The 16,268-nt window shown below is 65.8% G+C and carries 12 protein-coding genes and 1 tRNA gene; all 13 read right to left on the bottom strand.

Annotated features, from left to right (window positions below):
• Window positions 1-98: GTP-binding protein (locus tag ACJQWL_RS13835; protein WP_031270842.1), on the bottom strand; the 98-nt coding region annotated here is incomplete at its 3' end.
• A 74-nt stretch (window positions 99-172) separates the two neighbouring features.
• Window positions 173-2,263, bottom strand: a complete 2,091-nt coding sequence (gene fusA / locus ACJQWL_RS13830) for an elongation factor G (RefSeq protein WP_330969629.1) — start codon at window positions 2,261-2,263, stop codon at window positions 173-175.
• Between the two features lie 170 nt (window positions 2,264-2,433).
• Entirely contained in the window at window positions 2,434-2,901 is a 468-nt protein-coding gene (gene rpsG, locus ACJQWL_RS13825; RefSeq protein WP_330969630.1) for a 30S ribosomal protein S7, read from the bottom strand.
• 12 nt (window positions 2,902-2,913) lie between these two features.
• Window positions 2,914-3,288 carry a 30S ribosomal protein S12 gene (rpsL, locus tag ACJQWL_RS13820; RefSeq protein WP_330969631.1) on the bottom strand — a complete coding sequence of 125 codons (375 nt, stop codon included), beginning with the start codon at window positions 3,286-3,288 and terminating at the stop codon, window positions 2,914-2,916.
• Between the two features lie 280 nt (window positions 3,289-3,568).
• The gene (gene rpoC, locus ACJQWL_RS13815; RefSeq protein ID WP_411300969.1) at window positions 3,569-7,786 is read right to left on the bottom strand and encodes a DNA-directed RNA polymerase subunit beta'; all 4,218 of its coding nucleotides are present in this window, start codon (window positions 7,784-7,786) and stop codon (window positions 3,569-3,571) included.
• A gap of 93 nt (window positions 7,787-7,879) precedes the next feature.
• A complete protein-coding gene (rpoB, locus tag ACJQWL_RS13810) occupies window positions 7,880-12,049 on the bottom strand; it encodes a DNA-directed RNA polymerase subunit beta (RefSeq protein ID WP_330969633.1) in 4,170 nt (1,389 codons plus the stop codon).
• Between the two features lie 283 nt (window positions 12,050-12,332).
• Complete coding sequence (gene rplL, locus ACJQWL_RS13805) at window positions 12,333-12,704, bottom strand: 50S ribosomal protein L7/L12 (RefSeq protein WP_330969634.1); 372 nt, start codon at window positions 12,702-12,704, stop codon at window positions 12,333-12,335.
• Window positions 12,705-12,774: 70 nt separating this feature from the next.
• A complete protein-coding gene (gene rplJ, locus ACJQWL_RS13800) occupies window positions 12,775-13,308 on the bottom strand; it encodes a 50S ribosomal protein L10 (RefSeq protein ID WP_330969635.1) in 534 nt (177 codons plus the stop codon).
• Window positions 13,309-13,722: 414 nt separating this feature from the next.
• Window positions 13,723-14,421: a 50S ribosomal protein L1 gene (gene rplA / locus ACJQWL_RS13795; protein ID WP_330969636.1), complete on the bottom strand. Its 699-nt coding sequence runs from the start codon at window positions 14,419-14,421 to the stop codon at window positions 13,723-13,725.
• 3 nt (window positions 14,422-14,424) lie between these two features.
• Window positions 14,425-14,853, bottom strand: coding sequence for a 50S ribosomal protein L11 (gene rplK, locus ACJQWL_RS13790; RefSeq protein WP_330969637.1), 429 nt, complete (start codon window positions 14,851-14,853; stop codon window positions 14,425-14,427).
• Window positions 14,854-14,952: 99 nt separating this feature from the next.
• Window positions 14,953-15,525, bottom strand: a complete 573-nt coding sequence (gene nusG, locus ACJQWL_RS13785; protein ID WP_330969638.1) for a transcription termination/antitermination protein NusG — start codon at window positions 15,523-15,525, stop codon at window positions 14,953-14,955.
• A gap of 3 nt (window positions 15,526-15,528) precedes the next feature.
• Entirely contained in the window at window positions 15,529-15,906 is a 378-nt protein-coding gene (gene secE, locus ACJQWL_RS13780) for a preprotein translocase subunit SecE (protein WP_330969639.1), read from the bottom strand.
• Window positions 15,907-15,946: 40 nt separating this feature from the next.
• A tRNA-Trp gene (locus tag ACJQWL_RS13775) sits at window positions 15,947-16,022 on the bottom strand.
• Window positions 16,023-16,268: the final 246 nt, after the last annotated feature.

Here is a 16,268-nt window from a genome sequence, read left to right as displayed (position 1 = left end):
GTCAGCGCCGCCGTCAGCGTCGTCTTGCCGTGGTCGACGTGACCGATCGTGCCGACGTTCACGTGCGGCTTGGTGCGCTCGAACTTACCCTTGGCCATGATGCATTACCTCTGAACTTGAGTTGGATTTTCTTGTAGGGGTTGGCGGACGCGCGGCCCGCCGGATCCGGGGATCAGGACTTCTTCATCACGGTTTCGGCGATGTTGGTCGGCGCCTCGGCGTAATGATCGAACTCCATCGTGAAGGTCGCGCGGCCCTGCGACATGGAGCGCAAGGTGGTCGCGTAGCCGAACATCTCGCCCAGCGGAATCATGGCGTTGATGATCTTGCCCGACGGACTGTCGTCCTGCCCCTGGAGGATGCCGCGACGACGGCTGACGTCGCCCATCACGTCGCCGAGGTAATCCTCGGGAGTGACGATCTCGACCTTCATCATCGGCTCGAGCAGCACCGGGCTGGCCTTCATGAAGCCATCCTTGAAGCCCATCGAACCGGCGATCTTGAACGCCATTTCCGAGGAGTCGACCTCATGGTACGAGCCGTCGACCAGCTTCACCTTGACGTCCACGATCGGATAGCCGGCCATGATGCCGTTGGCAACGGCTTCCTGGATGCCCTTGTCGACCGCCGGGATGTATTCCTTGGGCACGACGCCGCCGACGATGGCGTTCTCGAACGAATATCCCGCGCCGGTCTCGGCGGGCTCGATCTCCAGCCATACGTGGCCGAACTGGCCCTTGCCGCCCGACTGGCGCACGAACTTGCCTTCGGACTTGACCGCCTTGCGGATGGTCTCTCGGTAGGCCACCTGCGGCTTGCCGACATTGGCCTCGACGTTGAACTCGCGCCGCATGCGGTCGACGATGATGTCAAGGTGCAACTCGCCCATGCCGGCGATGATGGTCTGGCCGGATTCCTCGTCGGTACGCACGCGGAAGGACGGATCCTCCTGCGCGAGTCGACCCAGCGCCAGGCCCATCTTCTCCTGGTCGGACTTGGTCTTGGGCTCCACCGCCATCGAGATCACGGGCTCCGGGAACACCATGCGCTCCAGCGTGATGATGTGGTCCTGGGCGCACAGGGTGTCGCCGGTGGTCACGTCCTTCAGGCCCACGGCCGCGGCGATGTCGCCGGCGCGGACTTCCTTGATTTCCTCGCGGTTGTTGGAGTGCATCTGCAGGATGCGACCCACGCGCTCCTTGCGCGACTTCACCGGGTTGTAGACCTGGTCGCCGGAATTGAGCGTGCCCGAGTAGACGCGGAAGAAGGTCAGCGAACCCACGAACGGATCGGTCATGATCTTGAAGGCGAGCGCGGAGAACGGCTCGCTGTCGGACGCCTTGCGGGTGTCCTCCTTCTCGTCCTCGTCGATGCCCTGCACCGGCGGGCGATCGGCCGGCGAAGGCAGCAGCTGGATCACGCCGTCGAGCATGGCCTGCACGCCCTTGTTCTTGAACGCCGTGCCACAGAACACCGGGATGACCTCGACCTGCAGCGTGCGCTCGCGCAGGCCGGCGATGATCTCGGCCTCCGTGAGCTCGCCGCCGTTGAGGTACTTGTCCATCAACTCTTCGGAAGCCTCTGCGGCGGCCTCGATCATGAAGCTACGCGCCTCGGCGGCCTTGTCGGCCAGGTCGGCGGGGATTTCGCGGTATTCGAAGGTGGTGCCCTGCGACGCATTGTCCCAGTGGATCGCCTTCATCTTCAGCAGGTCGACCACGCCCTCGAAGCCGTCCTCGGCGCCGATCGGCACCTGCATCGGCACGGGGTAGGCACCCAGGCGCGACTTCAGCTGCTCGACGACCTTGTCGAAGTTGGCACCGGTTCGGTCCATCTTGTTGACGAACGCAAGGCGGGGCACGGAGTACTTGTTGGCCTGGCGCCACACGGTCTCGGACTGCGGCTGCACGCCACCGACCGCACACAGGACGAACACCGCGCCATCGAGCACGCGGAGCGAACGCTCCACCTCGATGGTGAAGTCGACGTGGCCCGGGGTGTCGATGATGTTGAAGCGGTGCTGCGGCAGCGACTTGTCCATGCCCGACCAGAAGGCGGTGGTTGCCGCCGACGTGATCGTGATGCCGCGCTCCTGCTCCTGCTCCATCCAGTCCATCGTGGCGGCGCCGTCATGGACTTCGCCGATCTTGTGGCTGACACCCGTGTAGAACAGGATGCGCTCGGACGTGGTGGTCTTGCCGGCATCGATGTGGGCCATGATGCCGAAGTTGCGGTAACGCTCGATGGGAGTGGTGCGAGCCACGGCGATTCTCGTATTTTTGGGCCCGTTGAAAGCGGGGCCGGAAATGGCCGGATGCCGCCTTGCGGCGGCCTCCGATTCGACATGCGACGCCGGTTGCCGGCGTCACGGAGGGGCGTCAGGGCGCTGTGCGCCAACGACACCCGGCGGGCGTCGTCATCGACGCCCTCGACTCACCAGCGGTAGTGGGCGAACGCCTTGTTCGCTTCCGCCATGCGGTGGGTCTCTTCACGTTTCTTGATCGCGCCGCCCCGGCTTTCGGAGGCATCGATCAGTTCGGCTGCCAGCTTGCGGGGCATGCTGTTCTCGCCACGCTTGCGGGCCGACTCGATCAGCCAGCGCATGGCCAGCGCCATGCGGCGCGACTGGCGCACTTCGACCGGCACCTGGTAGGTCGCGCCACCGACGCGGCGGGACTTGACCTCAACCGCCGGCGACACGTTGCCCAGCGCCTTCTCGACCAGCTCGAGCGCATTGGGGTTCTTCTCGCCGATGGCATCCATGGCGCCGTAGACGATCTTCTCGGCGACGGACTTCTTGCCGCTCAGCATGACCATGTTGATGAAGCGCGCGATCGTCTCGCTGCCGTGCTTGGGGTCGGGCAGGATGGAACGCTGCGGGGTGGAGCCTTTACGCGACATGGGTCAGATTCCTCAGGACTTCGGGCGCTTGGCGCCGTACTTCGAACGGGCCTGGCGACGCTTGGTGACGCCGGCGGCGTCCAGCGAACCGCGGACAGTGTGGTAGCGCACGCCCGGCAGGTCCTTGACGCGGCCGCCGCGGATCAGGACCACGGAGTGCTCCTGCAGGTTGTGGCCTTCGCCACCGATGTACGAGATGACCTCGTAACCGTTGGTCAGGCGCACCTTGGCGACCTTGCGAAGGGCCGAGTTGGGCTTCTTCGGGGTCGTGGTGTAGACACGGGTGCAGACGCCACGGCGCTGCGGGCAGTTATCGAGCGCCGGGGAAGTGCTCTTGAACGTAGGCGCCTGCCGCGGCTTGCGGACCAGCTGATTGATCGTCGCCATCTGGAACTCTTTGAAGTAAGGCCGGGCGGAGTGCCATGGGCCTTGTTGAAAAACGAACGGCAAGCCGGATACAACCGGCCCACCGAGACGGAAAAGTATAGCCCGCGCCTAACGTTGCCGTCAACGCGAGCCAGTGCGGAGCAACGATCGCGCCACCGGGGTGGTCCACGACGCCTCCTGTGATCCCGCCCTGCCCTGGGCCCAACACGAGGCGCTCCCTGCGCCTCATTTGGTGATCTGGGGCGGGCCCGCCAAGGGCGGGCCCGCCGGTTACCGCATGTTACGTGGCGCTGGACTCCTCGCCCGCGTCCACCCCGGCCTCTGCCTCGACGGAAACCGGGGCGGCCAGCGCCTCCATTTCCGAGTCGGTCAGGCCCGAGGCGTTCTTGCGCCGCTGGGTGTGGTACGCCAGGCCGGTGCCGGCCGGGATCAGGCGGCCGACGATCACGTTCTCCTTCAGGCCACGCAGGCCGTCACGGGTACCGCGCACGGCGGCTTCGGTCAGCACGCGGGTGGTCTCCTGGAACGACGCGGCCGAGATGAACGACTCGGTGGCCAGCGACGCCTTGGTGATGCCCAGCAGGACCGGCTCGAACTGCGGCACGATCTCGTTGCGGCCCACGACCCGGGCCAGCTCCTCGACAAACCGCTGGCGCTCGACCTGCTCGCCGTGCAGGAACTTGCTGTCCCCGCCGTCGGTGATCTCCACCTTGCGCAACATCTGGCGAACGATCACCTCGATGTGCTTGTCGTTGATCTTCACGCCCTGCAGCCGGTAGACGTCCTGGATTTCCTTGGTCAGGTAGACCGCCAGCGGCTCCACGCCCAGCAGGCGCAGGATGTCCTGCGGCGTCGACTCGCCGTCCACCACGGTCTCGCCCTTCTCCACGTGCTCGCCTTCGAACACGATGATCTGGCGGTACTTGGGGATCAGCTCCTCATGCTCGCTGCCATCGGTGTCGCGGATGATCAGGCGCTGCTTGCCCTTGGTGTCCTTGCCGAAGCTGACGATGCCCGAGCGCTCGGCCAGGATCGCCGGATCCTTGGGCTTGCGCGCCTCGAACAGGTCGGCCACGCGCGGCAGGCCGCCGGTGATGTCACGGGTCTTGGACGCCTCCTGCGGGATCTTGGCGACCACGTCGCCCACGCCCACCGGGGCGCCGTCCTGCAGGTTGACGATCGACTTGGGCGGCAGCAGGTACTGCGCCGGCAGGTCGGTCCCCGGGATCGACAGGTCGTTGCCGTTCTTGTCGACGATGCGGACGATCGGACGCAGGTCCTTGGCCTGGGTGCCGCGGCGCTTGGGGTCGGTGATCTCGCGCGAGGCCAGGCCGGTCAGTTCGTCGGTCTTCTCGATCACGGTCACGCCGTCGACGAAGTCGACGAAGCGGATGAACCCGGCCACTTCCGACACGATCGGGTGGTTATGCGGGTCCCAGTTGGCGACCTGCTGGCCGGCCTTGACCGCGCCGCCGTCCTTGAGCGCCACGGTTGCGCCGTAGGGCAGCTTGTAACGCTCGCGCTCGCGGCCATGGGTGTCGAGGATCGACAACTCGCCCGAGCGCGACACCGCGACCAGATGGCCGGCGGCGTGCGAAACGTGCTTTAGGTTGTTGAACTTGACCGAACCAGTGGTCTTGACGGTGACGTTGTCGATCGCCGCCGCACGCGATGCCGCACCACCGATGTGGAACGTACGCATGGTCAGCTGGGTACCCGGCTCGCCGATGGACTGGGCCGCGACGACGCCGACGGCCTCGCCATGGTTGACCAGGTGGCCACGGCCCAGGTCGCGGCCGTAGCAGTGCGCGCACACGCCGAAGGACGATTCGCAGGTGATCGTCGAGCGCACCTTGATCGACTGGACGCTGGCGTCCTCCAGCCTGGCCACCCACTGCTCGTCGAGCAGGGTGTTGCGGGTGACGATCGGATCCTCGTCCTCGCCGGGGAGGAACACGTCCTCGGCGACCATGCGGCCCAGGACGCGGTCGCGCAGCGGCTCGACCACGTCGCCACCTTCCACGATCGGCGTCATGGTCAGGCCGGCCATCGTGCCGCAGTCGGTCTGGGTGATGACCACGTCCTGCGCCACGTCGACCAGGCGACGGGTCAGGTAACCGGAATTCGCGGTCTTCAGCGCGGTATCGGCCAGGCCCTTTCGTGCACCGTGGGTCGAGATGAAGTACTGCAGGACGTTCAGGCCTTCGCGGAAGTTCGCGGTGATCGGCGTCTCGATGATCGAGCCGTCGGGCTTGGCCATCAGGCCGCGCATGCCGGCCAGCTGGCGGATCTGCGCCTGCGAACCACGCGCGCCGGAGTCGGCCATGATGTAGATCGAGTTCATCGACTTCTGGTCGACGGTCTCGCCCGCGGCGTTCTGCACCTTCTCGGTGCCGATCGCGTCCATCATCGCCTTGGCCACGCGCTCGTTGGTGCGCGACCAGATATCGACGACCTTGTTGTATCGCTCGCCGGCGGTGACCAGGCCCGACTGGTACTGCTGCTGGATTTCCAGGACCTCGGCCTCGGCCTCGTCCAGGATGCCCTTCTTCTCAAGCGGGATGGTCATGTCGTCGATGCCGATCGACACACCCGCACGCGTGGCGTAGGCAAAGCCGGTGTACATCAGCTGGTCGGCGAACACGACGGTGTCCTTCAGCCCCAGCATGCGGTAGCAGGAGTTGATCAGGCGGCTGATGTTCTTCTTGGTCAGCTCGACGTTGGCCAGTGCGTACGGCAGGCCCTCCGGCAGGATTTCCTGCAGCAGTGCACGGCCGACGGTCGTGTCGACGATCGACGTCTTGCGGCTGCGTTCGCCGTCTTCCCCGGTCACCGTCTCGGTGATGCGGACCTTGACCTTGGCGTGCAGCTCCACGACGCGGTTGTCATAGGCGCGCTTGACCTCGGCGACGTTGGCGAAGGCCATGCCCTCGCCCTTCTTGCCGACCAGCTCGCGGGTCATGTAGTACAGGCCCAGCACGACGTCCTGCGACGGCACGATGATCGGCTCGCCGTTGGCGGGCGACAGGATGTTGTTGGACGCCATCATCAGCGCACGCGCTTCCAGCTGGGCTTCCAGCGAAAGCGGCACGTGGACGGCCATCTGGTCACCGTCGAAGTCGGCGTTGAACGCGGTGCAGACCAGCGGGTGCAGCTGGATGGCCTTGCCCTCGATCAGCACCGGCTCGAACGCCTGGATGCCCAGCCGGTGCAGGGTCGGCGCGCGGTTGAGTAGCACGGGGTGCTCGCGGATGACTTCCTCGAGGATGTCCCAGACTTCCGCCTCTTCGCGCTCGACCAGCTTCTTGGCCGCCTTGATGGTGGTGGCCAGGCCGCGGCGCTGCAGCTTGGCGAAGATGAAGGGCTTGAACAGCTCAAGCGCCATCTTCTTGGGCAGGCCGCACTGGTGCAGCTTCAGGTACGGGCCGACCACGATGACCGAACGGCCCGAGTAGTCCACGCGCTTGCCGAGCAGGTTCTGGCGGAACCGGCCCTGCTTGCCCTTGATCATGTCGGCCAGCGACTTGAGCGGACGCTTGTTGGTGCCGGTGATGGCGCGGCCGCGGCGGCCGTTGTCCATCAGGGCATCGACCGACTCCTGCAGCATGCGCTTCTCGTTGCGCACGATGATGTCGGGCGCGTTGAGCTCCAGCAGGCGACGCAGGCGGTTGTTGCGGTTGATGACGCGGCGGTACAGGTCGTTGAGGTCGGAGGTCGCGAAGCGGCCGCCGTCCAGGGGCACCAGCGGACGCAGGTCCGGCGGCAGCACCGGCAGCACGGTCATGACCATCCATTCCGGACGGTTGCCCGACTCCAGGAACGCCTCGACCAGCTTGATCCGCTTGGTCAGTCGCTTGAGCTTGGTTTCCGAACCCGTGGCGGCGATGTCCTCGCGCAGCTGGACCATCTCCGACTGCAGGTCGATCGTGCGCAGCAGGTCGTAGACAGCCTCGGCACCCATCGCGGCCTCGAAGTCGTCGCCGTGCTCCTGGCGCGCCTGCATGAACTGCTCTTCATTGAGCAGCTGGCCGCGCTCGAGCGGCGACAGGCCCGGCTCGGTCACCACGAACGCCTCGAAGTACAGGATCCGCTCGATGTCACGCAGGGTCATGTCCAGCATCAGGCCGATGCGCGAAGGCAGCGACTTGAGGAACCAGATGTGCGCGACCGGGCTGGCCAGGTCGATGTGGCCCATGCGCTCGCGGCGCACCTTGGCCAGGGTGACCTCGGTGCCGCACTTCTCGCAGACCACGCCGCGGTGCTTCATGCGCTTGTACTTGCCGCACAGGCACTCGTAGTCCTTGATCGGTCCGAAGATGGCGGCGCAGAACAGGCCGTCGCGCTCGGGCTTGAAGGTGCGGTAGTTGATGGTCTCGGGCTTCTTGACCTCGCCGAAGGACCACGAACGGATCAGGTCCGGCGACGCCAGCGCGATCTTGATCGCGTCGAAGTCGAGCACGGGACGCTGCTGGTTGAACAGGTTGAGCAGGTCTTTCATTTTCTTTCTCCGTGGAGGAGTAAATCGTCGAAGGGCTGGCTAACGGGGATACGGGCCGGGGCGCGCGCTGGGTGCGGCGCCCCCGGCTCGACCTCAGTTCTCTTCCAGCTCCATGTTGATCGCGAGCGAGCGGATTTCCTTCACCAGTACGTTGAAGGACTCCGGCATGCCGGCGACCATCTCGTACTCGCCGTCGACGATGTTCTTGTACATCTGGTTGCGGCCCTGCACGTCATCGGACTTCACCGTCAGCATTTCCTGCAGGGTGTAGGCCGCGCCGTAGGCCTCCAGTGCCCAGACTTCCATCTCACCGAAGCGCTGGCCGCCGAACTGCGCCTTGCCGCCCAGCGGCTGCTGGGTGACGAGCGAGTACGGGCCGGTCGAGCGTGCATGCATCTTGTCGTCGACCAGGTGGTTCAGCTTCAGCATGTGCATGTAGCCGATGGTGACCGGTCGATCGAACGCCTCGCCGGTGCGACCGTCGTGCAGCACGGTCTGGCCACTGGATGGCAGTTCGGCGAGCTCGAGCATGCGCTTGATCTCGGTCTCGGCCGCGCCGTCGAACACCGGCGTGGCCATCGGCACGCCATCGACCAGGTTGCGGGCCAGCGTGAGGAGTTCCTCGTCGCTGAACTGCTTGAGGTCGACGCGCTCGCCGTGCAGCTTGATGTCGTGGTTGTAGATGTCGTCCAGGAACTTGCGCAGGTCGGCGATCTTCTGCTGCGCCTCGAGCATGCGCTGGATCTTCTGGCCCAGCCCCTTGGCGGCCCAGCCCAGGTGCACTTCGAGGATCTGGCCGATGTTCATTCGGCTCGGCACGCCCAGCGGGTTGAGCACGATGTCGACGGTCTCGCCGCTGGCGCTGTAGGGCATGTCCTCGACCGGGACGATCGTGGACACCACGCCCTTGTTGCCGTGTCGGCCGGCCATCTTGTCGCCCGGCTGGATGCGGCGCTTCACCGCCAGGAACACCTTGACCATCTTCAGCACGCCCGGGGCAAGGTCATCGCCCTGGGTGATCTTGCCGCGCTTGTCGGCGAAGCGCTTCTCGAATTCCTTCTCGTGCACCTCGATTTGCTTCTGGGCGCGCTCGATCGCCTCGACGGCTTCCTCGTCCTTCATGCGCAGGCCGAACCACTCCGACCGCTTCAGGCCGTCCAGCACCAGGCTGGTGACGGTCTCGCCCTTCTTCACGCCCGGGCCGCCATTGGCGACCTTGCCGATCAACTGGCCGCGCAGGCGCGCGTAGATCGCCCCTTCCAGGATGCGGAACTGGTCGTCGAAATCCTTCTTGACGCGGCGGATCTCGGATTCCTCGATCTGCTTGGCGCGCTTGTCCTTCTCGATGCCGTCGCGGGTGAAGACCTGCACGTCGATGACGGTGCCGTCCATGCCCGGGGGCACGCGCAGCGAGCTGTCCTTAACGTCGGAGGCCTTCTCGCCGAAGATCGCACGCAGCAGCTTCTCTTCCGGGGTCAGCTGGCTCTCGCCCTTGGGCGTGACCTTGCCGACCAGGATGTCGCCGGCACGCACCTCGGCGCCGATGTAGACCACGCCGGACTCGTCGAGGCGGTTGAGTGCGCTCTCGGAGACGTTGGGGATGTCGGCGGAGATCTCCTCCGGCCCCAGCTTGGTGTCGCGGGCGACAGCGGTGAGTTCTTCGATATGGATCGTGGTGTAGCGATCCTCCTCGACCACGCGCTCGGAGAGCAGGATCGAGTCCTCGAAGTTGTAGCCGTTCCACGGCATGAAGGCGACCAGCATGTTCTGCCCGAGCGCCAGCTCACCGATGTCGGTGGACGGGCCGTCGGCCAGCACGTCGCCGCGGGCGATCACGTCGCCCACCTTCACCAGCGGGGTCTGGTTGATGCAGGTGTTCTGGTTGGAACGCGTGTACTTGATCAGGTTGTAGATGTCGACGCCGGCATCGGTCTCACCGGAAATCTCATCCTCATTCGCCTTGACCACGATGCGGGCCGCGTCGATCTGCTCGATCGTGCCGCCGCGCAGCGCGTTGACCGTCACGCCCGAGTCGCGCGCCACGGCGCGCTCGATGCCCGTGCCCACCAGCGGCTTCTGCGAGCGCAGCGTCGGCACGGCCTGGCGCTGCATGTTGGCGCCCATCAGTGCGCGGTTGGCGTCGTCGTGCTCCAGGAACGGAACCAGCGCCGCGGCGACCGACACGGTCTGCATCGGCGAGACGTCCATGAAGTCGACCTCGGCCGGCGGCTTGAGCAGCGACTCGCCCTGGAAGCGGCAGGCCACGAACTGCGCGGTCAACTTGCCCTTGTCGTCCTGGGTGGCATTGGCCTGGGCGATGACGTACTCGTTCTCCTCGATCGCCGACAGGTACTCGACGTCGTCGGTGACCTTGCCGTCCACGACCTTGCGGTACGGCGTCTCGAGGAAGCCGTACTGGTTGGTGCGGGCGAACACGGCAAGGGAGTTGATAAGGCCGATGTTCGGGCCTTCCGGCGTCTCGATGGTGCAGACGCGGCCGTAATGCGTGGGGTGCACGTCGCGCACTTCGAAGCCGGCGCGCTCACGGGTCAGGCCGCCCGGGCCAAGGGCCGATACGCGGCGCTTGTGGGTGACTTCCGACAGCGGGTTGTTCTGGTCCATGAACTGCGACAGCTGCGAGGAGCCGAAGAACTCCTTGATCGCGGCGGCCACCGGCTTGGCGTTGATCAGCTCCTGCGGGGTCAGGCCCTCGGACTCGGCCATCGACAGGCGCTCCTTGACCGCGCGCTCGACGCGGACCAGGCCCACGCGGAAGGTGTTCTCGGCCATTTCACCGACCGAACGCACGCGGCGGTTGCCCAGGTGGTCGATGTCGTCGACCGTGCCACGGCCGTTGCGGATCTCGGTCAGGACCTTGAGCACGTCGAGGATGTCCGAGCCACCGCCGCACTCCTGGCGCAAGCGCTTGGACTCCTCGTCCTTGCGCTCGGCGAAGTACTTGGCGTCGTAAAGCACCGACGCACCGGTGGTTTCCTTGCGCCCGATACGGCGGTTGAACTTCATCCGGCCCACGCCCGACAGGTCGTAGCGGTCGAAGGTGAAGAACAGGTTGTGGAACAGGTTCTGCGCGGCGTCCTTGGTCGGCGGCTCGCCCGGACGCATCATCCGGTAGATCTCCACCAGCGCCTCGAGCTGGGTCTTGCTCGGGTCGATGCGCAGCGTGTTGGAGATGAACGGGCCACGGTCCAGGTCATTGACCCAGATGGTCCCGACCACCTCGATCCCGGCCTTGCGGAAGGCCTCGAGCTGCTCTTCGGTGATCTCGTCGTTGGCGCTGGCGATCAGCTCGCCGGTGGTGGCGTCGACGACATCGTGCGACAGGATGCGCCCCACCAGGTAGCTGTCGGGCACCGCCAGCGCGGCAACGCCGGCCTGCTCGAGCTGCTTGACGTTGCGCGCGGTGATGCGGCGGCCCGCCTCGACGATGATCTTCTCCCCATCGGAGAGATCGAAGTCGAGGGTTTCACCGCGCAGGCGCTCGGGCACCAGCTCCAGCTGGACGCCTTCCTTGGGATCGATATGGAAGGTGTTGACCTCGAAGAACTCGGCCAGCATCTCTTCGTTGTTGTAGCCCAACGCACGCAGCAGCACGGTCACCGGCAGCTTGCGGCGACGGTCGATGCGGGTGAACAGGCCATCCTTCGGGTCGAACTCGAAGTCCAGCCAGGAGCCGCGGTAGGGGATGATGCGGGCGCTGTAGAGCAGCTTGCCCGAGGAGTGGGTCTTGCCGCGGTCATGGTCGAAGAACACGCCCGGGCTGCGGTGCAGCTGGGAGACGATGACGCGCTCGGTGCCATTGACGATGAAGGTGCCGTTGTCGGTCATGAGCGGGATCTCGCCCATGTAGACCTCCTGCTCCTTCACGTACTTGATGGCCTTGGTCGAGGACTCGCGGTCGTAGATCACCAGGCGCACCGTCACGCGCAGCGGGGCGCCGTAGCTCAGGCCGCGGTTGCGGCACTCGCGCTCGTCGAACGCGGGCTCGCCCAGCTTGTAGCCCACGTACTCCAGCGCGGCGTTGCCGCTGTAGCTGCTGATCGGGAACACCGACTTGAGCGCGGCGTGCAGGCCACGGTCGGCGCGCTTGGACGGTTCGACGTTTTCCTGCAGGAAAGCGCGATAGGAGTCCACCTGGATCGCCAGGAGGAATGGGACCTCCAGGATCGACTTGCGCTTTCCGAAGTCCTTGCGGATGCGCTTCTTTTCGGTGAACGAGTAATTGGTCGTGGAAGCTGTGGTCATGGGAGCTACCGCCTCGGTTTACATGTGGGCCCGCTGCCTGGCAGCGGTGCGCGGGGATCGGTCCGCGCGGCCCTGGGGGATCGCACTGCGATCCGGGGGAATAGTCAGTTGGAAGTCGCTGGTATTGCCGGCACCAGCACGCCATCTCCCGCTACTTCCAACTGCCAACTCTTTGTCGGTGGTTCAGTGACGCGTATCGATATCAACTGGAACGGCCAAAGGCCGGGGGCTTTCGCCCCCAGCCTTCGTGGTCGCCTGTAACGCCCGGCGACGCAAGTACTGCTTACTTCAGCTCGGCGGTCGCGCCAGCGGCCTCGAGATCCTTCTTCAGCTTCTCGGCCTCGTCCTTGGACACGCCTTCCTTCACGTCCTTCGGTGCGCCTTCGACCAGGTCCTTGGCTTCCTTCAGGCCCAGGCCGGTGATGGCACGGACGGCCTTGATGACTTCGACCTTCTTCTCGCCGGCAGCCTTCAGCACGACGGTGAACTCGGTCTGCTCCTCGACCGGGGCGGCCGCGGCGGCGGGGCCGGCAGCGGCAACCGGGGCGGCGGCGGAGACGCCGAACTTGTCTTCGATGGCCTTCACCAGCTCCATCACTTCCATCAGGGACTTCTCGGCGATGGCGTCGACGATCTGCTCGTTGGACAGGGACATTTTCATTTACCTCTGGAAATTGATCTTACGAATGGGGTTCGGAAAACACCCGCCGGGGCGGGTCGGCCGTTCAGGCCGTTTCCGCCGTCGCTTCGGCGGCGGGGGCTTCTTCGCCACCGCCCTGCTTGTCGGCCACGGCCTTGACCGCGCGCGCGAACATCGCGGCCGGCTCGGACAGCACGCGGGCGAGCATCGCCAGCGCCTGGTCACGGGTCGGGAGCGAAGCCAGCACGTCGACGTGGCTGGCCGGATACAGCTGGCCCCCCAACGCGACGACCTTGGCCTGCAGCTTGTCGTTGCCCTTGGCGAATTCCTTGATCAGGCGCCCGGCAGCGCCGGGCTCCTCGGTCGAGAACGCATACAGCAGCGGACCGACGAGCACGTCCTGGACGCACTCGTAATCGGTCCCGGCGACCGCACGCGAGGCCAAGGTGTTCTTGACCACGCGCAGGTAAACGCCGGATTCGCGAGCCTTCTTGCGCATCGCGGTCAGCTGGCTGACCGGGACGCCTGCGTACTCGGCAGCGACCAGGGAGTGGGCCTTCGAGGCGACTTCAGCCACTTCGGCGACGACTTCTTGCTTCTGGGACAGATTAAGAGCCATTGCACTCCTCCAATTGAATTCCGCCCGCGGCTCCTGCCGCAGACGGTCCTGGGCGACACCTTCCATTGGCGTCGGGGACGCTCTCGCGTCCCGGTGGCGGCCCTTCCAGAGATTTCCAGAGGGGGCGGCACCATCTACGCAGGCCCTGGTCCCGAAGGACCGGATTAAGCGCTCCCGCCGGCATTGACGACGACTCCTTGCCGTATCGAGCTTCCGTGCCCGTCGTCATTGCGCGCAGACCGCGCCTGCGGTCTTTGACGGCGATCGCGCGGGGTATGGACCCCGTGCGATGCCCTCAAAAATGCGATGCCGGAAAACTGCCTCCGACACCGTTGAAACCGTCCATCGCCCCCACTGGCGCGGCGAGCGATGGACCCGATCACGAACCCGCGTGCATCGCACGCGGGTCCAACGTCACTTCAGCGCCAGGCTCGACTGGTCAACGGCCACGCCGGGACCCATGGTCGAGCTGACCGATACCTTCTGCAGGTACTGGCCCTTGGAGGTCGCCGGCTTGGCCTTGACCAGGTCCAGCAGCAGCGCTTCCAGGTTGCTCTTGAGCGAGGCATCGTCGAAATCGGCCTTGCCGATCGTGCAATGGATGATGCCGGCCTTGTCGGTGCGGTACCGGACCTGGCCGCCCTTGGCGTTCTTGACCGCATCGCCGGGGTTCGGCGAAACCGTACCGACCTTCGGGTTCGGCATCAGGCCGCGCGGACCAAGAAGGGTGCCCAGCTTGCCGACGACGCGCATCGCGTCCGGCGTTGCAATCACGACGTCGTAGTTCAGGTCGCCACCCTGCATCTTCTCGGCCAGGTCATCCATGCCAACGGCGTCGGCGCCGGCTGCCAGGGCCTCGTCGGCCTTCGCACCCGGGGGGCAGAACACCGCGACGCGGACGGACTTGCCGGTACCGGCCGGCAGCACGGTCGAACCGCGCACCTGCTGGTCGGACTTCTTCGCGTCCACGCCCAGGCGCACCGCGACGTCCACGGACTCGACGAACTTGGACTTCGTCGCGGTCTTCACGATCTGGATGGCGTCGTCGAAGGCGTACGCCTTGCCCGGTACCACAGCGGCCTTGATGGCCTTCTCACGCTTGGTCATCGCCATGTCTTAACCCTCCACCACCAGACCCATGGAACGGGCCGAGCCCGCAATCGTCCGCACCGCCGCTTCAAGATCGGCCGCGGTCAGGTCGGGCTCCTTCGTCCTGGCGATCTCCTCGAGCTGGGCGCGGGTGACCTTGCCCACCTTGTCGGTGTTGGGGCGCTTGGACCCGGAGGTGATCCCCACGGCCTTCTTCAACAGGATCGACGCGGGCGGCGTCTTGGTGATGAAGGTGAAGGTGCGATCCGAGTACGCGGTGATAACGGTCGGGATCGGCAGGCCAGGCTCCAGCTTGGAGGTCGCGGCATTGAATGCCTTGCAGAACTCCATGATGTTCAGGCCGCGCTGGCCGAGGGCGGGGCCCACGGGCGGCGACGGATTGGCCTGGCCGGCCTTCACCTGCAATTTGATGTAACCCAGAACTTTCTTAGCCATTGCGTTGCTCCTGCGAGTACGGTCGCCTGCACGCCGTCGGCTGCGGGGCTCCTCGCGTTGTTGCCCGGGCGAACCACTCGCCCGGGCGAATCAGCCGGGTCAGGCCTTCTCGACCTGCCCGAATTCCAGCTCGACCGGGGTCGAGCGCCCGAAGATCAGCACTGCGACGCGCAGGCGGCTCTTCTCGTAATTGATTTCCTCGACCACGCCGTTGAAGTCGTTGAACGGACCGTCCACGACGCGGACCATCTGGCCGGCCTCGAACAGCACCTTCGGCTTGGGCTTCTCGACCCCCTCCAGCACCCGGTTGAGGATGGCGGCGGCTTCGTGGTCGGCGATCGGCAGCGGGCGGTCGGCGGTGCCGCCGATGAACCCCATCACCTTCGGCGTCTCCTTGATCAGGTGCCAGCTCTCGCTGTTGATCCGGGGGATGCCGTTCTCGTCGTGGGTCTCGATCTGCACCAGCACATAGCCGGGGAAGAACTTGCGCTCGCTACGGCGCTTCTGGCCGGCGCGCATCTCGACCACTTCCTCGGTGGGGACCAGCACGTCGCCGAAGCGGTCCTGCATCTCGGCGCGGACGATGCGGTCACGCAGCGCCTGGGCCACCGACTTCTCGAAGCCCGAGTAGGCGTGGACCACGTACCAGCGCTTGTTTTCGTTTTCGCTCATGCCTCAGCGCCCCAGGAACAGCTTGATGAAAAACTGGATGACCGCATCGAACCCGGCCAGGATCAGGCTCAGGATCAGCACTGCGATCATCACCACCCACGTGGTGCGCAGCGCTTCCTGCCGGGTCGGCCAGACGACCTTGCGCAGCTCGAAGCGCGCTTCCGACAGGAACTCGCGGGTCTCCTCGCCCTTGCTGCTGGCGAAGAACACCAGCGCGCCGGCCAGCAGGCCACCCGCGACCAGCAACGCGCGCAGCGCGCCCGGCCACTGCGCGAACCAGATGTAGCCGAAGACGCCAGCGGCCACCAGCGCGATGGCCAGCCCGTACTTGACGACGTCGCCAGCAGCGCTGGACTTGGGTTGTTCGACCTTGCTGTTCATCCGGCTCGTCGTGCGACCGCCGGAGCGGTTGCATCATCAGTGGCACGCCAGGAGGGACTCGAACCCCCAACCTGCGGTTTTGGAGACCGCTGCTCTGCCAATTGAGCTACTGGCGTACAGTTTCTTGCGGGTTTTCCTTAGACGGCAACGGCGAGCCGTCACCGGCTCGCCTGGCTGTTGCCGCGCAGGGCGATGGATCCGCCAGTGTCCCGGGTTCGACCCCGGGTCACCGGATCCCGGCTACAGCGCCGGGGCGATCCGACAACACCGGGCGCGCGAGCGCGCCCGGATCAACGCATTACTTGATGATCTTGCTCACCACGCCGGCGCCGACGGTACGGCCGCCTTCGCGGATCGCGAAG

It is taken from the genome of Novilysobacter viscosus (assembly GCF_046600715.1).
In the GTDB taxonomy this organism is placed as follows: Bacteria; Pseudomonadota; Gammaproteobacteria; order Xanthomonadales; family Xanthomonadaceae; genus Lysobacter_C; species Lysobacter_C viscosus.
This window is presented reverse-complemented; position numbering and strand designations above follow the sequence as displayed.